Annotated in this window: 23 protein-coding genes and 2 pseudogenes; 8 read left to right on the top strand and 17 right to left on the bottom strand. The window is 69.6% G+C overall.

Features of this window, described 5'->3' with window-relative positions; translation table 11 throughout:
• The first annotated feature begins 103 nt into the window (after positions 1 to 103).
• Positions 104 to 529, top strand: coding sequence for a DUF6003 family protein (locus ACFYM0_RS03240; protein ID WP_388496010.1), 426 nt, complete (start codon positions 104 to 106; stop codon positions 527 to 529).
• A gap of 124 nt (positions 530 to 653) precedes the next feature.
• On the opposite strand, the gene ACFYM0_RS03235 is transcribed toward ACFYM0_RS03240, so the two are convergent.
• The 6 genes from ACFYM0_RS03235 to ACFYM0_RS03210 all read right to left on the bottom strand — a co-directional run bounded on the left by ACFYM0_RS03235 (position 654) and on the right by ACFYM0_RS03210 (position 6,274).
• The gene (locus ACFYM0_RS03235; RefSeq protein ID WP_388496726.1) at positions 654 to 1,862 is read right to left on the bottom strand and encodes a phosphatidylserine/phosphatidylglycerophosphate/cardiolipin synthase family protein; all 1,209 of its coding nucleotides are present in this window, start codon (positions 1,860 to 1,862) and stop codon (positions 654 to 656) included.
• Positions 1,863 to 2,065: 203 nt separating this feature from the next.
• Entirely contained in the window at positions 2,066 to 2,434 is a 369-nt protein-coding gene (locus tag ACFYM0_RS03230) for a hypothetical protein (protein ID WP_388496008.1), read from the bottom strand.
• A 53-nt stretch (positions 2,435 to 2,487) separates the two neighbouring features.
• Complete coding sequence (locus ACFYM0_RS03225) at positions 2,488 to 3,087, bottom strand: hypothetical protein (RefSeq protein WP_388496006.1); 600 nt, start codon at positions 3,085 to 3,087, stop codon at positions 2,488 to 2,490.
• A 704-nt stretch (positions 3,088 to 3,791) separates the two neighbouring features.
• Positions 3,792 to 4,403, bottom strand: a complete 612-nt coding sequence (locus ACFYM0_RS03220; RefSeq protein WP_388496004.1) for an HAD-IA family hydrolase — start codon at positions 4,401 to 4,403, stop codon at positions 3,792 to 3,794.
• A 539-nt stretch (positions 4,404 to 4,942) separates the two neighbouring features.
• On the bottom strand, positions 4,943 to 5,575 hold the full coding sequence (locus tag ACFYM0_RS03215; RefSeq protein ID WP_388496002.1) for a hypothetical protein: 633 nt from the start codon (positions 5,573 to 5,575) through the stop codon (positions 4,943 to 4,945).
• A 162-nt stretch (positions 5,576 to 5,737) separates the two neighbouring features.
• A complete protein-coding gene (locus ACFYM0_RS03210; RefSeq protein ID WP_388496001.1) occupies positions 5,738 to 6,274 on the bottom strand; it encodes a DUF4240 domain-containing protein in 537 nt (178 codons plus the stop codon).
• Positions 6,275 to 6,419: 145 nt separating this feature from the next.
• On the opposite strand from ACFYM0_RS03210, the gene ACFYM0_RS03205 reads away from it, so the two are divergent.
• Both ACFYM0_RS03205 and ACFYM0_RS03200 read left to right on the top strand, forming a co-directional pair.
• On the top strand, positions 6,420 to 6,650 hold the full coding sequence (locus ACFYM0_RS03205; RefSeq protein ID WP_388496000.1) for a hypothetical protein: 231 nt from the start codon (positions 6,420 to 6,422) through the stop codon (positions 6,648 to 6,650).
• 153 nt (positions 6,651 to 6,803) lie between these two features.
• Positions 6,804 to 7,817, top strand: coding sequence for a L,D-transpeptidase (locus tag ACFYM0_RS03200; RefSeq protein ID WP_388495998.1), 1,014 nt, complete (start codon positions 6,804 to 6,806; stop codon positions 7,815 to 7,817).
• Between the two features lie 78 nt (positions 7,818 to 7,895).
• Here the strand turns inward: ACFYM0_RS03200 and ACFYM0_RS03195 are convergent, their stop codons facing one another.
• From ACFYM0_RS03195 to ACFYM0_RS03180, 4 genes and pseudogenes are all read right to left on the bottom strand, one after another.
• Positions 7,896 to 8,117 carry a hypothetical protein gene (locus ACFYM0_RS03195; RefSeq protein WP_388495997.1) on the bottom strand — a complete coding sequence of 74 codons (222 nt, stop codon included), beginning with the start codon at positions 8,115 to 8,117 and terminating at the stop codon, positions 7,896 to 7,898.
• A gap of 331 nt (positions 8,118 to 8,448) precedes the next feature.
• The gene (locus ACFYM0_RS03190) at positions 8,449 to 8,850 is read right to left on the bottom strand and encodes a DUF5958 family protein (RefSeq protein WP_388495996.1); all 402 of its coding nucleotides are present in this window, start codon (positions 8,848 to 8,850) and stop codon (positions 8,449 to 8,451) included.
• Positions 8,847 to 9,281 (bottom strand): DUF6000 family protein, encoded by a 435-nt coding sequence (locus ACFYM0_RS03185; RefSeq protein WP_388495994.1) that lies wholly within the window; start codon positions 9,279 to 9,281, stop codon positions 8,847 to 8,849. The genes ACFYM0_RS03190 and ACFYM0_RS03185 overlap by 4 nt, the downstream gene beginning before the upstream one ends.
• A pseudogene (locus ACFYM0_RS03180) lies at positions 9,248 to 9,484 on the bottom strand (DUF6000 family protein); the annotation flags it as partial. The pseudogene ACFYM0_RS03180 and the gene ACFYM0_RS03185, both read right to left, overlap by 34 nt.
• A 1,313-nt stretch (positions 9,485 to 10,797) precedes the next feature.
• Here ACFYM0_RS03180 and ACFYM0_RS03175 point away from each other — a divergent pair.
• Positions 10,798 to 11,193, top strand: coding sequence for a hypothetical protein (locus tag ACFYM0_RS03175; RefSeq protein ID WP_388495993.1), 396 nt, complete (start codon positions 10,798 to 10,800; stop codon positions 11,191 to 11,193).
• A 224-nt stretch (positions 11,194 to 11,417) separates the two neighbouring features.
• Entirely contained in the window at positions 11,418 to 11,663 is a 246-nt protein-coding gene (locus ACFYM0_RS03170; RefSeq protein ID WP_388496754.1) for a hypothetical protein, read from the top strand.
• 86 nt (positions 11,664 to 11,749) lie between these two features.
• On the opposite strand, the pseudogene ACFYM0_RS03165 reads toward ACFYM0_RS03170, so the two are convergent.
• The 3 genes and pseudogenes from ACFYM0_RS03165 to ACFYM0_RS03155 all read right to left on the bottom strand — a co-directional run.
• A pseudogene (locus tag ACFYM0_RS03165) lies at positions 11,750 to 11,968 on the bottom strand (transposase); the annotation flags it as partial.
• A 147-nt stretch (positions 11,969 to 12,115) separates the two neighbouring features.
• A complete protein-coding gene (locus tag ACFYM0_RS03160; protein ID WP_388495992.1) occupies positions 12,116 to 12,382 on the bottom strand; it encodes a transposase in 267 nt (88 codons plus the stop codon).
• 432 nt (positions 12,383 to 12,814) lie between these two features.
• Positions 12,815 to 13,615 carry a maleylpyruvate isomerase family mycothiol-dependent enzyme gene (locus tag ACFYM0_RS03155; RefSeq protein ID WP_388495990.1) on the bottom strand — a complete coding sequence of 267 codons (801 nt, stop codon included), beginning with the start codon at positions 13,613 to 13,615 and terminating at the stop codon, positions 12,815 to 12,817.
• Positions 13,616 to 14,110: 495 nt separating this feature from the next.
• On the opposite strand from ACFYM0_RS03155, the gene ACFYM0_RS03150 reads away from it, so the two are divergent.
• The 3 genes from ACFYM0_RS03150 to ACFYM0_RS03140 all read left to right on the top strand — a co-directional run bounded on the left by ACFYM0_RS03150 (position 14,111) and on the right by ACFYM0_RS03140 (position 15,270).
• Positions 14,111 to 14,674: a dihydrofolate reductase family protein gene (locus ACFYM0_RS03150; protein ID WP_388495989.1), complete on the top strand. Its 564-nt coding sequence runs from the start codon at positions 14,111 to 14,113 to the stop codon at positions 14,672 to 14,674.
• A gap of 129 nt (positions 14,675 to 14,803) precedes the next feature.
• On the top strand, positions 14,804 to 14,938 hold the full coding sequence (locus tag ACFYM0_RS03145) for a hypothetical protein (RefSeq protein ID WP_388495988.1): 135 nt from the start codon (positions 14,804 to 14,806) through the stop codon (positions 14,936 to 14,938).
• Entirely contained in the window at positions 14,935 to 15,270 is a 336-nt protein-coding gene (locus ACFYM0_RS03140) for a hypothetical protein (protein ID WP_388495986.1), read from the top strand. Before ACFYM0_RS03145 ends, ACFYM0_RS03140 begins: the two co-directional genes overlap by 4 nt.
• A gap of 108 nt (positions 15,271 to 15,378) precedes the next feature.
• On the opposite strand, the gene ACFYM0_RS03135 is transcribed toward ACFYM0_RS03140, so the two are convergent.
• The 4 genes from ACFYM0_RS03135 to ACFYM0_RS03120 form a co-directional block, all read right to left on the bottom strand.
• Positions 15,379 to 16,071 (bottom strand): response regulator, encoded by a 693-nt coding sequence (locus ACFYM0_RS03135; protein ID WP_388495984.1) that lies wholly within the window; start codon positions 16,069 to 16,071, stop codon positions 15,379 to 15,381.
• On the bottom strand, positions 16,068 to 17,258 hold the full coding sequence (locus ACFYM0_RS03130) for a sensor histidine kinase (protein ID WP_388495983.1): 1,191 nt from the start codon (positions 17,256 to 17,258) through the stop codon (positions 16,068 to 16,070). Before ACFYM0_RS03130 ends, ACFYM0_RS03135 begins: the two co-directional genes overlap by 4 nt.
• 20 nt (positions 17,259 to 17,278) lie before the next feature.
• Positions 17,279 to 17,803 carry a hypothetical protein gene (locus ACFYM0_RS03125; RefSeq protein ID WP_388495982.1) on the bottom strand — a complete coding sequence of 175 codons (525 nt, stop codon included), beginning with the start codon at positions 17,801 to 17,803 and terminating at the stop codon, positions 17,279 to 17,281.
• Between the two features lie 132 nt (positions 17,804 to 17,935).
• Positions 17,936 to 20,035: an NAD-binding lipoprotein gene (locus ACFYM0_RS03120; RefSeq protein WP_388495981.1), complete on the bottom strand. Its 2,100-nt coding sequence runs from the start codon at positions 20,033 to 20,035 to the stop codon at positions 17,936 to 17,938.
• Positions 20,036 to 20,187: the final 152 nt, after the last annotated feature.

Genomic DNA, 20,187 nt, shown 5'->3' with positions numbered 1-20,187 from the left:
CTCGCACCTTTGATCGGCAGGGACTTCTCGGCTTGACCCCGCAACGAGGGGGTAATCGCCGGGTGATCGTTTGCTGCCACGGTGTGCCAGGAGAGTGACCACGATGACGGATGACGCCTACTTGTTCCTTGTCACGACCACGGAAGGCTGGCAGGGAACGCCGCTGGCTCTCGTCGGCGAGCTGGAGTGCCTGGGCACCTCGGCCGTGCAGGCCTGGTTCTCGGCCCAGGGAGTGAGTCCCGCGTCCCCGGCCGTCCGCGTGGTACCTCCGGAAGAGACCGCCCTCATTCCCAAGGACGCGGAGCGGCTCCCGGTGCCCCTGGGCGAGGAGGAGCTGCAACGACTCCGCCGTGCCGCCGCCACGGACCGCGTGGCGAGCGTCGAGGAGGAACTGCTCGCTTTCCGCGAGGGCGAGGACAACCGTGACACCCTGCTGCGCCGAGCACTCGCCGCCGGCGTGCCGGCCCACCGGATCATCGAACTCTCCGGTGTCGATCCGACCACATTGTCGTCTGCCTCTCAGGCATGAAACCCGGCACCCGTCGAAGGCCTTGGCACGGTGAACTGCTCCGCACCCGTACAGACCTGGCGCGCGTCAGCGCAGGAGCGCCGCACACGCCGGTCGTGCGGGTGTGTGCCCCGCCCGGCGTCTGCTACAGATAGCGGCGGATGGGGAGCACCGCGGTCTCTCGGGCGCGCTGGAGCACCGAGCGGCGCTTCCAGCGGTCCGGGCGGATCAGGTCGCTGGCCTTGAGGTCTTCGTCGTAGTGCGCGTCGAGGACAGCCGTGAACTCGCCGTCCATGACGGCCAGCATGACCTCCTCGTCGTGATCGAGGGAGCGGCGGTTGAAGTTCGTGGAGCCCACCAGGGCGACCACGCCGTCCATGGTCATGATCTTCGCGTGCATCATCGTCGGCTGGTACTGGAAGATGCGTACCCCGCACGCGGTGAGCGCCTCGTAGTGGTGCTGGCCCGCGAGTTGACACACCCGTTTGTCCGTATGGGGCCCAGGCAGGAGGATCTCGACCTGCACGCCGCGCCGGGCCGTGGCACAGAGCAGCTCGATGAAGTAGGTGTCGGGGGCGAAGTAGGCGGTCGCCAGACGAACCCGCACCTCAGCCGATTCCAGGATCACGCGCACCAGGGTCTGCATGTCCTGCCAGCCGAAACTGGCCGAGCCGCGCACCACTTGCACGATGGCGCTCCCGCTGGGCTCGTGGCTGACGAAGCGGTCGCGCTCGTCGAAGAGCTCCGTGTGGCACTCTGCCCAATTCTGAGCAAAAGCGGCGGCGACTCCGTCGACGGCCGGCCCCCGCACCTCGACGTGCGTATCCCGCCACTCGTTGGGGTTGCGCGCGTCGCCGCACCATTCCTCGGCGATGCCGACGCCTCCGGTGAAAGCCGTCCGCTCGTCGACCACGAGGACCTTGCGGTGGCAACGGTGGTTCTGCTTGAGCGGCGAGAGGAGGAGCGGCTTACGGAACCAGGCGACCTCTACCCCCGCCCCGCTCATCCGGTCCAGGAGATCCTGCTCTATCAGTCGGCTGCCGAATCCGTCCAGCAGCAGCCTCACCCTCACTCCCGCACGCGCCCGGTCGGTCAGCGCTTCCGCGAAACGATGTGCGATGTCGCCCCGCCAGTAGACGAAGGTCATCATGTCGACGGTGTGCCGGGCACTTCCGATCGCGTCCAGCATCGCGGTGAAGATCGCGTCCCCGTTGCGCAGGGGCCGTACGCTATTGCCTTCCGTGGCGGCGATGCCGATGAGCCGCTCCAGCCGCCGGCGTATCCGGCGTATCCGTTCGTCCACGAGTCCGCTGTCGCCGGTCGCCGCCGTTGGCCCACTGGGCGGCTGCGTCATGTCAGTCATTCCGGCACTCCTCGATCGGACCATTGGCGCTCAGGACCCTATCCGAGGGTGGCCCACAGCCAACCAGCCGCCGATGGCCCCGCCCCCCACGTCCGGACGTTCGCCACCGTCGTCTTCGGCAAGCGGCTCCTCTTGCTCGCGGCCGGCCGCCCCGGAAGCGGGCCCCGCGGGCGTCTTCGGTGGCCCGGCCCCGGCTACTGCTGTTCCTCCATGCCGATGACTCGCCGTAGTTCGTCGGCCGCTGTGTGGGTTGTGCCCTCGCGTTGTTCGAGCAGTGCCGCTGCGATCGCGTCCAGTTTGTGCTGCACCGCGTGCGCGTCACGCCGTTCGGTGTTGGTCAGCAGAGCGAGCAGCAGCAGGCTGCCGGCCGCTACGACGTCTCCCACGAAGATCAGCCAAGGCAGTGGCAGGTGCAGAAGGTGCATGGCGAGCATGCCGAGGAGCAGGAGCACGCACAGGGAGGAGAACAGGGGTGAACTGGTGACGTTCGATGCCCGCTCGGAGAAGGCGGCGAACAAGTCGCGCCCGGTGCCGCCCCGCTCGGCAGGATGTTCAGTGGTCATGCCTGCCATGGTCTCTGTCCGGCGCCCGCGATTACGGGATCCAGGGGCGCGCCCTAGTGACGGATCGCGGCCACCGCCGCGCGGGCGAGGTGCTCGGCCTCGGCCGCCGCGCCGGCCGACTGCCGCCGGGTATCGATGTATGCGACACGGACGATGACATTGGCGTCGCGCACCAGTACGGTCGAATTGTTCCGGTAGGCATCTGAGCCGAGACCCGGCACCGGTTCCCATCTCTGGCCATGGTTGGGGTCCACGAGGCTCTGGAGCCGGTCGCGGGCCGCCGCTTCACCGCTTTGGGGGGACTTGAGGTGTCCCCACTGCCACCGCTCATAGCCGAGCCTGAGGGTCGCCGCCTCGTTCTTGGCTTCGCACACCTCCTGCTTTACCAGCACCCGCTCCCACGGGTCCCGTGCGGGGATGACACCGGGCAGCAGCCGGCGGGCCGGTTCGTCGAGGACCCCACAAGGGTCGGGGACGGCGGCGACCTCGGTCCTGCCGGGCCACCAGGGCGCGTTCCACGGCCGGCCGGCGAGAAGGGTGCCGAGCAGCAGGAGCAGGAGCATCCCGATACCCGCGCGGATCACGGTTCGGCGTGCCCTGCGCTGTCCGTGCGAGAGCTGACCGGGCGGTTCCGGCTGTGTGGTCGGCGTCATGATGGTCCCCCGTCGGCATCTGCGGGCCGCGAACCTACCATCAGGCGGCCACTGGAGCCCGCGGTATCGGGGCACAGGGCGGCGGCCGAGGGCGCAGCGAAGCCCGTCAGGCTCTGACTGCGACCACGCCCCCAGGAAGCTGTTGGGCGCTGGCGGCCGCGCCAGTGACGGTGGTCCATAGGGCCACCGGGCAAGGGGCTGCGGGCCGATGATGCGGACGCCCACATGGGGAAGACCATGGGACCTGCCGTAGTAGGCCCGCTTGATTGTCTTGACCCTGTCGACGTGGCCTTCGACGACGCCTGAGCTCCAGTGCAGGGGGACTCCGGTGGTGACGGCGTCGAGATCCTGGCGGTGGAAGCCGGCGAATCCGCTGATGGGCTTGGGCACGTCCTGTTCGGCTGGGCGGATCCACTCGGTCAGGAGGAAGCCACGGCTGTGGGCCGCAGCCGTTCCCACTCCGCCGCACTCAGATCCGCCCGCCCATGACGGGGGGAACGATCCGGAGCCACTTGAGTCACACGATCACATAGGCCCTGGTTCTCAGTCCGTGACGAAGGGCGCATGTCCGATCGGAACCTCGCTCACCTCGAGGTCCGAGAAGAGCAGGGTCAGATCGTGAGCGTTGGTCTCGATGTGAACCTCATGGAAGTCGATCCCTGCACCGGACAGGTCCTGGCGGGCCGGCGCCTTCCCGCCCTGTTCTAAAGGACCGGTGCCAGTGCCTGGCGAAGATCTGAGGGGTCGCGGTAGAGCACGGCGGACATACCTGCCGCGCGGGCCGCATCGATGTTGGCCTGGGTGTCGTCCACGAACAGGCAGCGCTCGGCCGGAACGCCCGCTCGTTGCACGGCGATCTGGTAGATCGCAGGATCGGGTTTGGCGATGCCGACGCGGGAGCTGTTGACCACGTGGTCGGCGAGGTCGGTGAGTCCCAGCAGGGCCAAGTCCTCGTCCAGCCAAGCGGTCGCGTTGGTGACCAGTACGACGGGCATCCTGCCGCGCACCCTCCCGATCAATTCCACGGCATCTTGATCCGCGCGGAAGGGGGCGTGGGCGAAGGCGGCGGCCAGTTCGGCGGCCTGCTGGGCGGGGATCCGGTCGGCGAGTGCATCGGCGATGGAGTCGGCCCATTGGGCTCGGCCGATCTGCCCGAGCAACAGGGGCAGATCTCGCTCGGGGGCGAATCCGATCTCAGCGGTGGTGCCCTCGGTGAGCCCAGCTGCCCGCTCCAGACGCGTTACTTCGGTCAGGTCGTAGAAGCGGATCACTCCGTCAAGATCACACAGCACTGCGTCGAACACCCGGTTGCCCATGGCTCGCGATCATGCCAGACGCAGATACGCCCCCTGCCACCCCCCACGGGAGCCTTCTCACAGCGCTCGACTTCCGACTCGATCGCCGAGCAGGACAACGTCGGCGAGGTCGTCTGCGGGGTTGCAGCGGGACGACGAACTGGCAGAGGTAGCCGTGCCCCAGATCTGGGCCGGCATCGACATCGGCAAGGGGTCAGGGAACACCACCCCCGCGGTGATCGACACGGAAGGCCGAGGACGGTCTCCGGGCAGTGGATATCAACCACGGCGGGGCCGCCTTGCTCATCGGCTCATCGGCTCCTCGGCCACAACCAGTCGATGGTCTATCTGGTCGGCCTGGCCGTTCATCAGGCGTCGGTCGCTTATGGCGGCCAGGCAAAGACGGACGGCCGCCAAGGATGCCTTCGTCGTCGCCGACCAGGCCCGCCTACGCAGGGACCTGGGCGTGCTCAGGCCAGGCGAAGAGACACCCGTGGACCTCAAGATCGGGGGGAGACGACGGCCGTCACCGAAACCCTCCTGGGTGGCCGCGGCCTGCTTCACAACCGCTGTCCTGGCCCGATGATCGTGAGCCCCACCTGCGCGGCGAGCCAGTGCGCATACGGCTCCTGCGTCTGGCGGCCGTTGAACACTGCGCTTCGGATGTGGCCGAGGACCGTGTGGTCCTCGGCCGACTGGTCGAGATGGCGGGTACGGCTGTTGAGGAGGAGCGTCACCGCGGTGTGCTCGGACTCGCCGACGAATTCCGCCGCGGGCACGTCCGGCCAGCACAGGCTTGTCCATCGGACCGCGCCGATGTTCGGGCCGATCGTTGCCGAGAAGGCGTCCTCGATGCTGCCGACCGGCTGGTCGAGAAGCGAGCACTCGACCGGCAGCCGTCCTTCGTACGCGGACGGTTCGGCCGGCAGGCCTGGCGCTTGGGCGCCGAAGACCAGCACGGGCTGCTCTTGGAAAGGCACCCCATCGAACTCCCCGTACTCCGCCTGCCCTCGGAACCACCCCCCGGGCAGATCCTCCGCCACCCGCCGCACCTCGGCGACGGAGCAGAGTTCTGCGGACACGGAGACCTCAGAGTATTCGCGGCGGCCGAACTCCGTGAGGCGGCGGACGGTGCTCAGGGCGAGCCCGAGGTCGGGGGTGCGGAACACGGGATAGGCGATGTCGTTGGACATGCTGTGCCTGTGGCACGGTGCTTCATCGCAGGGCATCGCATTACTTCGGCCTGGCCCCACAGGTGGGAACACGGCAGTCCCGATGCCTGCCTGACCGTCCGTAGTGCGGGGTCCTAGGCTGCGGACGACGTACGAACGACTCTTGTGACTGCGACCTTCCGCCTACTCCGGATAGAGAGCTGCCAAGCGGGGCAGCCTGCGCGTCATCTCGTCGCGGTCATCGAAATCGAAGTTCCAGGTGGGGTCCAGCTCCGGGAAGCGGATGGTGCGTGGACTCGTGGGGAGCTGATCACCGGTCGCCGCGATGTGCGCGTGCCAGGCGACGACCAGTACGCTCTCGGCCTCCAGATCGACGCCGCTGGCCGCGGAGGCCTGCACAGCGGGCAGGTCTGCCAGGGCATCGGGATCAGCGACCACGCGCTCGAAGACGTCACGGCCCTGTGCGATCAGCCAGCCGCGGAAGTAGTCGAAGCCGTCGTCAGAGCACCCACCGTTGGCGGTGTAAGCAGCGGCCCATAGGGGATTGGTGTAGGAGTCGACCATCAGGTCCCACAGCACCTGCTCAGCGGCGACGATCTCCTCGACCGGCCGGGAGGCCAGCAGCGAGGTCGCCTCGCGAGCGACCGCTTCGCCGTCGTCCGGGTCGGACCCCTGCTTGCGGGCTGCCTCAATGAGCTGCCAGAACTGCAGCTTGTTCATAGAGGCAGAGCCTGCCACCTGTGACTGACATCGGGCCGGTCGCGGGAGCTTGGCCCACCAGAGCAGCCACGTCGCTCCTATCAGCACGTGTGGTAGCCAAGGCCGTACCGGCTCCAGGCACCGCAGGCCTCGGTGACCACACACGGTGAGTTGTTACTTCTGGGAGGGCGCCCTCGATATTCCGGGCGACTTCGACTACACCCTTCTCGCCTGCCTCGGCGGGACCATGGTGCTGCCGAGTTCCTCGGTACCCCGGCCAGGGGGCGCTTCGCTCCACTCCGCCGCCGTGGTCCTCATCGCCCTGTGGCTAGCCCTGCCCCTCCTGCTGCCCGACAGCACCCCCGTCATCGACGTGAACCGCCTGCCCAAGCCATGAGCGGGGACCCGGCTTCCGGCCCGGAGGATGCGCGACGAGGCGGCCCTGCGGTTTGTCACACAACGGTCATCAGCAGATAAGAACCGGCCGTCTGCGGGCGGCCGTCCTCACAGCTGTACCAGCCAGCCCTTTCCAGAGAAGAGCAGTCCCCCCATGATGCGTGTTCGCCCCCAGGAAACCCCGGCCGCTTCCGCCCCGAGCCGCGGTCGCCCCGCGGTCCCGCTGTTCGCCGCCGTCGCCGGGCTGTTGCTCCTCACGGCCTGCGGCTCCGGCGGGGACACGGGTCGGGCGGACGACTCGAAGGGGTCCGCCGACGTGGCGGGTGTGCACGCCGCGGCGCCGCAGGCGGCCGTACCGCAGAAGGTGACCACCGGAGCCGTACTGGACTTCGACCTGGTCCCGGGGGCAGGGAAGACCGTGGGCACCGGTCAACCGGTGTCCTTGCAGTTCAAGAAGCCGGTCGAGGACAAGGCCGCGGTGGAGAAGGCGCTGACGGTCACCGCGTCGAACCCGACCGAGGGTTCCTGGGGCTGGGTCACCACGCCCTCGGGCCACGACCGCCTGGACTGGCGTCCCAAGGACCCCTGGAAGCCCGGTACGGACGTCACGGTCAAGGGCACGCTCACCACGGTCGACCCCGGCGGTGCGCACTTCGACCGGGACCTGGACCGCACGTTCAAGATCGGCCGTGACCAGCAGCTGACCGCCGACCTCGACACCCACCGGCTCATCGTCGAGCGCGACGGCAAGGTGGTGAAGTCCATCCCCATGTCCGGCGGGCAGCCCGTCAAGGGCCGCCAGTCCCGACTGGGCACCTACGCACTCAAGACCCGGGAACCGAAGGTTCACATGACCTCCGCGTCCGTGCGCGGGCCGGTGGACTACGACGTGGTGGTCAACTGGGGCATGCGGGTGACCGACACCGGCGGCTACCTCCACGAAGGGGTTCCCGAGGCGCAGAAGTACGTCGGCAACACCAACCACAGCGCCGGCTGCATCGGCATGACCCCGGCCGACTCGAAGTGGCTCTTCGACAACACCATCCTCGGCGACCTGATCACGATCAAGGGGCGGGAAGCCATCAAGAACGTGGACGGCCCCGGCAACGGATACGCCGACTGGAGCATCGGCTACGACGACTGGAAGAAGCTGAGCAAGGCCGCCTGACCCCACGCCCCGGCCACGCTCCGCTTCCATCCGGCACCGGCCTAGCGCTTCGCCCTCGCGGCCCCGTCCGCTTCGGCCTCAGATGCGCCGCTTGGGCTCGGTCAGTCCGGCCGGGTCGATCTCGAAGACGAACGGAGCCTCGACGCGAGTGGTCGCACCGGGCAGAGCGATCGTCTTCTCGGTGTACCGGCCGTCGGCGAGCTCGCTGACGATCAGGCGCGGGGCGGGGTCGAACTCGAGGCGCCAGTAGTGCTGAATGCCGGCCTCGGCGTAGAGCATGGGCTTGAACTTGCGGTCCATGGTCTTGTTGCGGGGGAGACGAGCCCGACGATCAGCTGGACGGCTTCGGCGTCGATGCTGACGCCGTCCTCAGCGGTGGCACCCGCGTCCGCGACGACGATGTCCGGCACGACCAGCCCGGACGGCAGGACCACGTTGATCGCCTCCAAGACCTCCACCGGGGCGTCGAGGGCGACGTGAAGGCGGTAGCTGGCCTGCTGGTGACGCAGGCCGGGACCCTGAGTTCGGTCATCGGTTGAGGCCAACGATTCGCGCGCATGGGCGCTGCAGCCACACCGTCCGGCTGCCTATGAAGCCACGGGACCGGAAACAACGGCGCGGGGACTCGTTATCACCCGCCAGCCAGGGGCAGGCTGTGCCACCAGTGACCGCATCCACCTGAGCAGAAGCGTGCTCGGCGCCGTTCGTCCGCGACCGCGAGGACCGCGACCAGCAGCCGGAACGCCTTTCGGCGTTCATCGACAGGTGTGAGGTCGATGATCTTCTGAAGCTGTTGCTTGATCTGGCCGCGGGTGACCAGCACCGCGGGCGTGTGCGTCGGGCGCAGCCCGGAGCGGCGGATGCTCTCCGATCCGTCTTCGGTAACGGCGCGGGCCTGTATGCAGTGCTCGCGCAGGAACAGGAGCACCCTGTACTGCTCCTGCGAGTCCTGCGCGTCGAACCACTCAATGCCCTGTGACATCGGGCGCAGACCCTGGGCGAGTTCGTTGAGAATGATGTCTCGCTCGATCATGACGATCGGCGCCCTTGGATCCGCGGGCCCAAGGTCTCAGCGGTCTCGGTGGCGAAGGCGCAGAGTTGCTCGATGCCCTGCCGGCAGTCGTAGGGGTCGAGGGCTGCCGCGACCCTGACTTCTAGCCACCGGTCCCACGGTCCTCCCGGGGCAATGAAGCGCGATGCGGAGTCGGAACCGAGAACCCCGTCGAGGTACAGGAGCGTCCCGAGGACGGTCGGCTGGTCGTAGTCGAGTTCGGGGCGCAACAGGTAGCGATCGAGGTAGGCGGCGAGCAGGTCGGCATCCGCTGCGGTGCCGAACTTCGCGAGGGCGACACAGTACGCCGTGCCCCCGCGTACGGGCCCCCACTGGCGAGCAAGAGCCGGCCGATGAGATCGCGGAACTCGGTCCTGTGGGCCACAGCGACCAGCCAGGCGGCAGTCTTGCACTCACGCCAACCACCCTCGAAGAGGACGCCGAGCTCCGCGGGAGTGATCTCATAGGCAGCCTGGGCGAGATCCCGTTGGAACACGGAACGCTCGACTGGGCTCAGCCGGTGGAGGCTCCCGCCCAACCGAAGGTATCGGCGATCAGGCGTAACGAACCGTCGAACCAGCTCCTGCAACTCGGGATCACTCCGGACGTCACGCATAACCGCATCCTGGCCCGGGACGGTAGGCATGCGCCACAGGTTTCCCGACCTCCTCCACGGAAGGACGTCACTGGTTCAGAGAAGTGACCAGGCCGAAAGAGATCGCACCAGACCAGATCGGACGCATCGCTGCTCCCTTCCAGCCCCCTCCCTCCAGCCTGCCACCGCCCCCGAAGGCGGGCGATGGCCATCTCGGGTACCTCCATGGGGTCCTGCGCCACGGGCGGCGCGCGCTCTGCTGATCGGCGATGCGTTGCGGGATGCCGGAAAACGGGCCCGGGGCGGTCCTGCTGTCCAGGGCCCTACAGCGGCGCGTTCAGCTCGGCTTCGCGGCGGCCGAGTTCGGCGGCCGCCGGGTGGGCGGGGGGAGCGGTCGTCGTGTCGGAGACCGCCAGGTACAGGTCGAAGGCCTCGTCGCTGCCGGGCGGCGGGGGGACGCGAATCGGTGGTTCCTGGTGGGTGCCGGTCGCGCAGGCGCCGAGCTGGAGGCGGGGGGTGAAGGCGTGGAGGGTGTTGATCCAGTCGGCTTCGGCGAGTTCGCGGCCGGGTTCTTACTCGCCGGCGTAGGTGCGGATCCAGCCGGTGTAGAGGGCGGTGAAGTGGAGCTCTGTTGGAGGCGGGCTGCAGGCTGAGGCGGCGCGGGTCAACAACCCCACGTCCGGTTCCGTAAGGATGTCTGGACCTGCCTCCTATTCTGAGCGCGTTCAGCCGGCGTGTGGGGTGGGGATGTGGATGAGCGCTTCAGCGAGGCGGTAGACGGCTCTTGTCGCCGCGTTGGCATGAGCCTGCGTTGCTTGCGCCGATGCAGGTGGAGACGCGGCCCGCGTTGATCAGTCGGTGCTAACGGGCGAGTGGAGCAGTCCGGGCGGCGCTCGGCTCATGTGGGGGCAGACCGAGGCATGACGGGCGACGAAGGGCTGCTCCTGACCTCCGAGCGCTTCCGCAAGCTGGCACCGCCCACGCAGGAGCTCGCGCCTCGCCCCACACCGGCTCCTTGTGGCGCACGGACGTTGGACACATATGGCTACCCGAGCAGACCCCGGAGGAACTGCGGGATCCGCGCCCGGCTTGGTAGACGGGGCCAGCGCACCCAGGGATCCGTTCCGCGAGGCCGGTCGGCCGCGGGAGCCGCGGCAGCGAATCAGACCCCGTCCGGACAGTGCGTCGCTGCCCGCTGCGCTTGGACGTGATGGGTGGGTGTCATCTCGTGCGGGCCTTCGGCGCGTGGCCTGTGCCGCGAGGGTGCGGTGGGGGGAAAGTGGCTGCGCGAAACTCACTGCTCTGCGTGGGCGGTCGGCTGAAATACTGGCCTGATGAGTAGAGATGCAGAGGTCATTGTCCTGGCGCGTGGGGCGGAGGCCTTGATGGAGCCGCTTACCCGGCGGGATGACGAGAGGGGGTGGTACGAGTGTTTTCGGCGTGTGGACGACAACATGTTCGGTGGGGAGAGCGGCCCGTCGGACTGGTGCTATGCGTGGGTAATCCAGTTCGGCAAGGGCGAGAGATGGACCAAGTTGCTGCCGTATCTGGAATCGCTGCCGTGGCCGGATCCGTGGTCGGTTCAGGTCTTGGTACATGACCAGGACGACAGCTGTTTCGGCTTGTGGATGATCCACGATGGCCGGTTGGTGGAGGTGTCGCTGCCTCGTACCCGGCGGGTGCCCTTCTCGACATACAAGTTCGGTGTGCTCGACCGTACCGACCGCTGAGGACCCGTCTTGCGGTTGCCGATCCATACGTCGGAGCGGTTTGCGCAGGGGCGAGTTCGTGGTGGCCGGGCTGCCCGACCGGGAGTACCCGCCCGCCCAGCCACGGCTACCCGGGCTCGTGATGAAGGTGGCGCTGGGGGTGCTGTGTGCGTACTTCCGTGGTGTCGTGTCGTTGCTTTGGTGGAGGTCGAGGCTGCCGTCGGTCGTGGGACTGCTGGAACTGCGTGAGCTCACCGCTCACCGCTCGCCGTCGTGTCGACGATCTGCGGGAGGAGGCCGACCGCCTCCAGGCGGAGCTGGCCTTGGCTGAGCGGGAGTGGAACGAGTGGGTCATCGCCGGCTCACGCGTTGGCGAGGTACTGGCCGCGGGCAACGCCGCCGTGGTCGGCCCCGCCGCCTCCGAGGGTCTGCCGGCTCCCGGTATGCAACCGGCGCGGCCCGACGTGGCCGGGCAACGCGGCGGGTCATGAGCATCGTCATCTGACCAGTAGACCATCGCCTCCGCGCTGGCGATGGAACGCTCGAAGTCGCGCGCGAGACGGCGACTTCGCATCAGGTGGCCGAATAACCGCTCGACGATCCACCGCTTGGGCAGCACGACGAAGCCGCGCATGTCGTCGCTGCGTTTGACGATGGCGAGGACCAGGGCGAGGGCCGCGGGGCAGTGCTCGACGAGGTTGCCGGTGTATCCGCCGTCGGCCCAGACCAGGGCCGGCAGGTGGTGCGCGGCCGTGACCTGGGTGAGCGGGACCTGGGCCGCGGCGCGGTCGCCCACATCCGCTCGCGGTGACCATCACCGCGAGCAGCAGGCGAAGGGTCTCGACCACGACGTGCCGCTTGCGTCTGTTGATCAGCTTGCCGCCGTCGAAGCCGCGGCTGTCAGAGCCGACGACCGCGTCCGCTTTGACCGGCTGCGAGTCGATCACGCCCGCGCCCGGCTCCGAGTCCAGACCGGTCCACTCGCGGACCAGATCGTGGTTGCGCCCCCCCGGTCCCACGGTGGGAAGGCGGCAGGCATGGCCCGCCACTTCGTGCCGTTGTCGACCAGGTAGCGGATCGCGTCCAGCATCGCGCGGTGGCAGTAAGCCTCCGGTTGCCCGCCCCGCCCCGCCCCGCCCCGCCCCGCGCTCCGCAGCCAGCCCGGCACCGGCGGCAGTGGCCGGACCACTGCCCCCTCGGCGTCCGACATGCCGGTGGGATACCGACGCTCGCGCCCCGTGGTTTCTGGCGTTCCCAAACCTGTGAGCCAGACAGTCAAACGCGAGAGTGGCTGAAGTGGACCCCGCTCCCGCGTTGCCGTAGAGGTGCGACAACAGGGCCCCCTGGAGCGCACGTTGGCTTCGACACTCTTTGGGCCACCCAAAGGCCCTGCCCTCATGCACGGCAGCCGCCGCGGTCCCCGATCGACTGACTTCTCGACGAGATCGGGACGGCGGCAGTCGCGTCGCTATCTCGTGACCGCTGGGACGGACAATTTCGCACTGCCATCCGGGTAGAGGGTCGCCTTGGTGACGCCCCGAGGCCGCCTCGGGGGTGTTTGAGCCCGGTGCCGCGACTGGCAGACCTGGAGAAGACTCGTGTCTTACCGGCTCGAGGCGCGGCCAACAGCCCCCGCTACGTCCTACTTCTCCTCGGGCTCCCAGGCGCGGAGCAGGTCGAGCAGCCCTGCGTCTCCGTCAACGTGCAAGGAGTCGGCCTGGATCCGGTCGTACAGGTAGAGGACCAGTTCACTGGCCGTGCCGTGGACGGAGGCGCCGGCTGCGTCGGAGTCTTCGCCGGTCGCGGCGGTGGGCGCGGGGATGCGGGTGGTGCGTGCGCCGTCGCCGTCGACGGTGAGGCGCCAGGAGCGGCTCTCGGCGGCGTGGAAGTCGAAGGCCGTGGGCTTGTGCGGCCAGGCACTCGGCGTTGCGCAGACGGTGAACAGGAACTCCTCCACACCGTCGAGTGCCAGCCCGACCGGCAGCGGCTGCGGGGCGCCCCCGGCGAGCTGGGCGTCGTAGGTGTGCACCGCGGTCTCCTGGACCCGGTGCCGGGCGGTGCCGTCGGCGGTCTGCGGTGACTGCGACGCGGGCCACCATGTCCAGCAACCGCTCTCCGGCCCCGCCGCCCGCAGGGCGCCCAGCAGAAGCTGCGTCGACGCGTCCAGCCAGGCCACCAAGGCCTCACGCTCCTGAGGCACTTCCAGCGCGGCGCGTGCGGCGACGGCCTCGGCCGGGGGAGCATCGGCAGGCCCCGCGGCGACGATGGCGGCCCAGAAACGGTCTCCTCCACCCAGGTGCTTCACCAGATCGAAGAGCGTCCACCCGGGGCAGGTCGGCACCTGCGCGTCGAGACCGGGCGCGGCGGCGACTTCGGCGCGGAAGGCGGTCGACCGCTCATCGATCAGTCGCAACAGGTCAGGGAACTCAAGATTCTTTTCCACGCCGGATGTCTATCACCGTGCTCCGATGATCGGACAGCGATTTTCACAGCCACCGCCGGCCGGAGGATCGTGCCTGTGGGTGCTCTGGCCCGGCCGTGCGGCCGGGCACCTCGGCGACGTGACGTCCACCCGGTGCGCGCGGTCATGCTGGCGCTCGATGTGATGGACGCGGAGGTCACGGCGGCGGGGGAGGAGCCCTTCGTTGAGGTCGCCGGCGTACGGGACGTAGCCGTCGACGGCGGCGAGGGAGCACACACCGTGCTGCGGGAGGAGCCGATGCTCTCCTCCCGCATCTTCAGCCGAAAGCACGTCACCAAGCCCGGGCTGGAGGAAGTCCAGCAGGTCATCCCGCTACATCCCCCATCTGGGCACGCACCGATTGTCGCTGGGGGGGCGCATGCTTGCGATGGACCCGCAGTGTTCGGCCTGCCAGGTGTGAGACACCTCGGCGCCGATTGCACGTCGACTGAGACCGACTTACGGAAGGCTGGCGCCATGCGGAAACTGATCTACGGCATGAACCTGTCCCTGGACGGCTACATCGCCGCGCCCGGCGACGACATCGGCTGGGGCGTGCCGAGCGACGAGCTGTTCCAGTATTGGTCCGACCAGTTGCAGGCGACCGACCTGACGCTGTACGGGCGCAAGCTGTGGCAGACGATGAGTTCCCACTGGCCGACCGGCGACCAGCAGCCGGGCGCCACACCGGCGGAGATCGAGTTCGCGCGCCGCTGGCGGGACATGTCGAAGGTGGTGTTCTCCTCGACGATCGACACGGTCGACTGGAACACCCGTCTGGTCACCGGCGACGCGGTCGCCGAGATCACCAGGCTCAAGGCCGAGGACGGCGGCCCGATGGACATCGGCGGCGCGACGCTCGCTGCGGCGGCCATGCGGGCCGGGCTGATTGACGAGTACGTGCTGGCCACCGCGCCGGTCCTGGTGGGCGGCGGTACGCCGTTCTTCGCCGCGCTGGACAACTGGGTGAACCTGAACCTGGTGGAGACGCGGACACTTCCCTGCGGTGTGATCCTGACCAGGTACGAGACGAGGCGCTGAGCGCCCGTCCTGGGAGTCCCGGACTACCGCCCGAGCCATCCCAACGAGTGACCGGCCCGGCCTCACCCCCGTGCGGGTCGCGCCCCGAACCTGATCGAGGAATTGGCTGTGGGGAGCTGTGAGGGGTCTGTGATTGGGCCCGCGGAATGGGGGCAGACGATCCGCATTCCGGCCCGGACCTGGCCGGTCGACCCCTACTGGCTGCCCCTCGCCGAGATGGAGAAGGCGAAGCTCGCCGAAATGCTGGAGGCTTGCCCCTCATGACCACCCACTTGCCCGCAGAGAGTCAGTCCCCCGGCCGCGGCGGTGGCCCGGAGAGGACCTCGGTCGTGCTGACCGCGCACCTGAAGGCGGGCCCCGGCGGGGTGATGACGGACGAGGTCGGCGTGGTCACGGGCGACGTCACTCTGACGACCGAAGCCGGGCCGCACGACACCGTCCGGGTCCGTGTGCAGTACACCGGGGCGCAGGAGTGGTACACCCTCACCGGTAGCCCCGCCTCACTCCCACCGCACGGTCTCGCCGCGTTCCACGAACGAGTCGTCGACGCGGTCAAGGCCGGGGGAGGGGCCGAAGTACCCAAGGCCGGTACCTGACCTCAGGCACCCCCGAAGGCCGGGCCGGGGCGTCGTCGTGGCCGCGCACCCGGACGGTGAAGGAGGCAGGCATGCGCGGAGCAGCCTTGGAGGAGCCTTTTGATCGTGTCAGGCCAGGCCCGCTTCGATGGCCCGCCGGACGGCGGCCGCCCGGTCCTGGATGCCGGCCTTGGCGAACAGGTTGTTGATGTGGGTCTTCACGGTGGCCTCGCTGATGAAGAGCTGCTCGGCGATTCCCCGGTTGGGCAGACCTTGGCCGATCAGCGCGAGGACCTCGCGTTCGCGGCGCGTGAGGTCCACGGGCAGGGCGGATCCCGGCACGGGGGCATGCGCGGCCGTGGTCGAGGTCGTGGTCGTGTTCCTGACGGTGGCGAGCAACCGGTCCTGTACTTCGCGGTCCAGTACGGACTGACCGGCGGCGGCCGCCCGGATGGCGCGGGTGATGTCCTTGCGTCCCGCGTTCTTCGTCAGGTACCCGCGGGCTCCCGCACCCAGTGCGCCCAGGATCGAGTCGTCGTCTGCGAACGTGGTGAGCACGACCACCGCCACCTGCGGGTACTCCTCGCACAGCCGACGGGTCGTCTCGATCCCGTCCATGACCGGCATCCTCAGGTCCATCAGTACGACGTCCACCGGCCCGGCGGCGACGGCCGCGAGCACCTCCGTCCCGTCCGCGGCGGCCGCCACGACGTCGATGTCCTCGGCCAGGCCCAGTACCGCGGCGAGCGGCTCCCGTACGGCGGCCTGGTCGTCGGCGACGACCACCCTCAACCTGTGACGCTCCTCGGTCGGTTCGCTCATCCCGGGATCACTGCCTCCACGTGCCATCCGCCCCGGTCCGGGCCTTCGGTGACCGGGCCCGCGGTGACGGTTCCCTTCAGTAGTGCGACGCGTTCGCGCATTCCGATCAGGCCCATCCCGCTGCCGGGCCCCGCGTTCGCCGGGCGTGTGCCGGGGCCGTTGTGGATCCTCAGCGTCGTCGATGCGGCGGCGAACCCCAGGTCGACACCGACGGCGCCCCCCGGCGCGTGCCGGGCGGCGTTGGTCAGCGCCTCCTGGGCGATCCGCAGGAGGTTCTGGGTCACTCGGGTGGGGAGTTCACGGGCCGTACCGGTGACGGTGAGGCCGGCATGGCGGCCTGAGGATTCGACCATCGCGGTCAAGCTCTCCACCAGCGGCAGCGAGTCCTCGCGCAGCGCGTGTACGGTCCACTGCGCCTGCTTGAGGCTCTCTTTGACCAGGGCGTGGGCTTTGGCGTTGGCTTCCCGGACCTTCTCCAGGTCACCGGTGTCGATCAACGCGTCGGTCAGTTCCAGCTGCATGTTGATCCCGGCCAGCGAGTGAGCCAGTACGTCGTGCACGTCCCGGGCGATCCGGCCGCGTTCGCTCAGCACGGCCGTCCGCGCCTCGGCACGGGCGGCGCGTTCGGCGGACTCGGACGCCGCGATCGCCGCCAGCACCGCCTGGCGCTGGCTGCGGTTGAGGATGCCGATCAGGACCGGAGCGCCGGTGGCCAGGCCGAGCAACCACGGCAGCGGCTGATGTCCCCCGAGATCGAGATAGATGACGCCGGCGCAGAGCGCGCTGCAGAGTCCGGCGAGCGCCAGGGCCCACTTGGTCTCCAGCCGGTGTCCGATGTGACCGGCCAGGAAGAACGCGAAGAGGTAACCCGTGCCGCTGCTGCTTACGCCGATCAGGGCGGCCGCGGCGATGACACCGCCGGTCAGCCAGGCGGGGGCCCATCGCCGGGTCGCCGCGTTCTCGGGCAGGCCCCGGGCCAGCAGGGCGGCGGCGCTGACCACGAAGAGGACGGAGACGGCCAGCCCCCGGCCGCTGAAGCCCATGGGCCGGATCGTCACGGCTCCGACGATGACGACCGCCAAGGTCAGTGCCCACCGGACCCTCGGGTCCTGCCCGGGAACCGGACGGGCCTCCGCCCCCGGGGACGGTGCCGTTCCCGGAGGCGGAGGGGTGTTCGTCGGGGGCATGCGCAGAACATACTGCACGGTCACACCGTACGGTCGAGCACGGGCACGGGGCGGGCCACCGTGAGGCTGCGGCTCCGGATGAAGATCGTCGCCAGCCGTGTGACCACTTCGGTGAGGGCCATCAGCACGAACGCCGCCACCCAGGCCTTGTCACTGGTGATCTGGTGCGCGGCGCTGAACCGGGCGACATCGGCGGCGCCACCGCCGTGCTCGACCCACAGCTGGAAGCCCATCCGCGCTCCCATGCCCACGACCCACAGGGCCGCCGCCACCGCACCGGCCTTGATCAGGACGTGCTCCCCGACGGTACGGACCCGGGTGTGGACGCCGCCGGCGATGCCGAGCGCGGCGCCCACGGCAACCAGGACCGTGATGAGGACCAGGTCATTGCCGGCGGTGGGGATGGTGTCCAGGTAGGAGTAGGCCACGAAGGCGACGATCCCCAGCGGGATCAGGAAGGACTTGAGGTCGAGACGGCCTTCCCGAAGCTGCCGGAAGACGATCAGCAGGAGGGCGATGTCGGTGATCCACTCGGTCGTTGTCATGCCCTCAAGCCTGCTGCGCGGCGGCTCGCGACGCCTGGACCCAGGGGTGGAGAGACGGGTGGAGATCGACGGCTCCTGGTCCGTGGATCGTTCCCCGGTCCGGCCCCAAGGGTGCCGGACGTCGCGTGGCTCCTACCCTGCCGAGACGGGTCGTGACCGGTTCGGCGTGGGGACGCTGCTCCCGGCGGGGTCGGCCGACACCACGATCACCTCGTCCTCGGAGTTCCAACAGTGGCGTTCGGCCTTGTGCGGGTTCAGCCGGAGGCCGTGGTCCGGTGACAGGGCATGCCGCTCGTGCAGCCGGTACCCGATGGCGCATTCCCCCCGTGCGCGGGCCGCGGCGACGACGGTGGCGAAACTCGCCTCGCTGCCCGGGCGTACGTAAATCCCCGAAGGACACAGTCGCACCGTGCTGCCGTCGGCGGCGAACAGCTCGCCGAACACGGGCGCGAGGTGCCGGTTCTGGGTGATCTGCGCCATGAGCAGGCCGGACAGGTTGCCGCTGACGATGACGTCGGAGCCGGGATCGACCGGCGCCAGGGGCCGGTTGCGGTCGTCCGTGAGTTCCGTGACCACGCGCAGCTTCCGGGCGGTGCTCTCTTCCAGAAGGCGCAGTCCCAGCAGCGTGACGAGCGTCCAGTCGTCGGGACGGTCGGGGCCCTCGCCCGGTTCGGGGCCGAGGACGACCAGTCCGTCGTACCGGGAGAGGTCGAGGCCCAGCAGGGCCTCGGGGTGGGACAGGGGCGCGGATCGGAAGTGCACGACGAGTGGAGGCGGAGCCGGAGCATCCCGCTGCGGATCGTGGTGCGGTCCCGGGATCGGCCGGCGCCCCGGCTCCCGGTGCCGCTCGTCACCCTGCTCCCACATGGGATCCTGCGGCGGATCCTGCCCCGGCTCGTGGTCCGGCTCGTGTCCCGGTTCCGGCACCGACGCCCGGGGTCCGGGCACGCCGAGGTCCGTGACCACATCGAGCACGGAACCGGGCCGGGCCATCCGGCGGAGCTGGTCGACCACGAGGGGTGCCCGGCGGTTCCATCCGAGCAGGAGCAGCCGCGAGGCCTTCCCGGGAGGGGGCGCGGCCGTACTGACCGCCGACGGGTCGACGAGGTGCTCGCAGTCCTCCGGCCGCCCCGAGTCCTCGTCGCGGGAGAGGACGATCAAGTGGCTGCCCGGTTCGACGAGGGTCCCGGCCGGCGGGCTCAGTACCGTACGGGCGTCCGGGGTGAGCAGCCCGATGACGCAGGAGTCCGCATAGCCCAGCAGCGCGGCACCGAAGGGGCCGCCATGGAAGGGGGTCGCATCGACGACATGGAACTCGGATCCGGCGAAGTCGAGCAGGTCCCGCAGGACGAGGGAGAGGCCGGGGCGGCCCACGCACTGGGCGATCAGCCGGGCCATGACGGTGTCGGTCCGCAGGACCGTTCCGCGCGGGCCGGCGGCCAGCCGCGCCGCTGCGTGGTACCTGTCCTCGTGCACCGAGGCCAGCACCGGCGGCCCGTCCGCGGCCGTTCCGAGGACCGCTCGCAGCGCCAGCAGGATCCGCAGAACCTCCGCGTCGGCGCCCGGTTCGTCCGAGGACAGCACCAGGACGGTGCTCGACGTCTGCGGGCTGACCAGAGCGAGCACACCGGGATCACTGGCGGGCCCGCTCCGGCAGATCACACGCGGTCGTCCCCGCCCCCGGCCCATGCGCGCGGCGAGCGCCCGTTCCATCTCGGCCTTGTCCCGGTCGGCGAGCAGCACGATGGCCCTCGGCCGGCCCGGGGCCTGAGCGGCGGCCAGCTCGCTCACTACCGTGCCCGCCTGGTCTGACCAGCCGAGCACCACGATGTGGCCCTCTTCCAGGACGGTGGACCGCCCCCGGCTCAGCTCGGCCATCCGGTCGGCCAGCCCCGTGGTGATCACCCCGACCAGCGTCGACACGCACAACAGGGCCACCAGCCCCAGCAGAGCGGCGAGCATCATGCGCAGCGGTGTTCCGGTCACGGCGCCCAGCCGCAGCGTCTCGGCGCTGGTTCGCCAGGCAGCGGTCAACCGGCCCGACAGCGAGCGCGGGGACCCGGGGTCCGTCCACACGAGCAGGGTGCTCACGGGGACGACGACGGCCAGGCAGGTGATCACCAGCCAGCCCATCAGGGTCCCGGTGCTGCGGGCCAGTGTCCGGTCGAACCGGTAGCCGGCACGGTCCCGCAACGAAGCCCGCCATCGCCCCCGAGGTCGTCCCACGTCCATCCGGCACCCCCGCTTCCGGCCCCGACCGCATCCCCCTGCGCGGTCTCCACCCCGGTGAACAGTGCGGTGTGCGGTGCCGGTGTACGCACAGTTCCGGGGCTAATCCACCCTTTCGGGCGGCGCGGGCGGCGCGGGCGGCGCGGGCGGCGCGG

It is taken from the genome of Streptomyces sp. NPDC006487, assembly GCF_042870555.1.
Lineage (GTDB): Bacteria > Actinomycetota > Actinomycetes > Streptomycetales > Streptomycetaceae > Streptomyces.
Note: the sequence above shows the minus strand (reverse complement) of the source record. Positions and strands in the feature narration are given on the sequence as shown.

Excerpts from the sequence above, each read along its gene's own strand:
- ACFYM0_RS03215 (WP_388496002.1), bottom strand. The coding sequence starts at position 5,575 with ATGTCCAACGACATCGCCTATCCCGTGTTCCGCACCCCCGACCTCGGG.
- ACFYM0_RS03135 (WP_388495984.1), bottom strand. The coding sequence starts at position 16,071 with ATGAGCGAACCGACCGAGGAGCGTCACAGGTTGAGGGTGGTCGTCGCC.
- ACFYM0_RS03225 (WP_388496006.1), bottom strand. The coding sequence starts at position 3,087 with ATGACGCCGACCACACAGCCGGAACCGCCCGGTCAGCTCTCGCACGGA.
- ACFYM0_RS03240 (WP_388496010.1), top strand. The coding sequence starts at position 104 with ATGACGGATGACGCCTACTTGTTCCTTGTCACGACCACGGAAGGCTGG.
- ACFYM0_RS03120 (WP_388495981.1), bottom strand. The coding sequence starts at position 20,035 with ATGGACGTGGGACGACCTCGGGGGCGATGGCGGGCTTCGTTGCGGGAC.
- ACFYM0_RS03160 (WP_388495992.1), bottom strand. The coding sequence starts at position 12,382 with ATGTCGGACGCCGAGGGGGCAGTGGTCCGGCCACTGCCGCCGGTGCCG.
- ACFYM0_RS03195 (WP_388495997.1), bottom strand. The coding sequence starts at position 8,117 with ATGGACCGCAAGTTCAAGCCCATGCTCTACGCCGAGGCCGGCATTCAG.
- ACFYM0_RS03130 (WP_388495983.1), bottom strand. The coding sequence starts at position 17,258 with ATGCCCCCGACGAACACCCCTCCGCCTCCGGGAACGGCACCGTCCCCG.
- ACFYM0_RS03200 (WP_388495998.1), top strand. The coding sequence starts at position 6,804 with ATGATGCGTGTTCGCCCCCAGGAAACCCCGGCCGCTTCCGCCCCGAGC.
- ACFYM0_RS03220 (WP_388496004.1), bottom strand. The coding sequence starts at position 4,403 with ATGGGCAACCGGGTGTTCGACGCAGTGCTGTGTGATCTTGACGGAGTG.
- ACFYM0_RS03190 (WP_388495996.1), bottom strand. The coding sequence starts at position 8,850 with ATGATCGAGCGAGACATCATTCTCAACGAACTCGCCCAGGGTCTGCGC.
- ACFYM0_RS03150 (WP_388495989.1), top strand. The coding sequence starts at position 14,111 with ATGCGGAAACTGATCTACGGCATGAACCTGTCCCTGGACGGCTACATC.
- ACFYM0_RS03235 (WP_388496726.1), bottom strand. The coding sequence starts at position 1,862 with ATGACGCAGCCGCCCAGTGGGCCAACGGCGGCGACCGGCGACAGCGGA.
- ACFYM0_RS03210 (WP_388496001.1), bottom strand. The coding sequence starts at position 6,274 with ATGAACAAGCTGCAGTTCTGGCAGCTCATTGAGGCAGCCCGCAAGCAG.
- ACFYM0_RS03125 (WP_388495982.1), bottom strand. The coding sequence starts at position 17,803 with ATGACAACGACCGAGTGGATCACCGACATCGCCCTCCTGCTGATCGTC.
- ACFYM0_RS03140 (WP_388495986.1), top strand. The coding sequence starts at position 14,935 with ATGACCACCCACTTGCCCGCAGAGAGTCAGTCCCCCGGCCGCGGCGGT.
- ACFYM0_RS03175 (WP_388495993.1), top strand. The coding sequence starts at position 10,798 with ATGAGTAGAGATGCAGAGGTCATTGTCCTGGCGCGTGGGGCGGAGGCC.
- ACFYM0_RS03230 (WP_388496008.1), bottom strand. The coding sequence starts at position 2,434 with ATGACCACTGAACATCCTGCCGAGCGGGGCGGCACCGGGCGCGACTTG.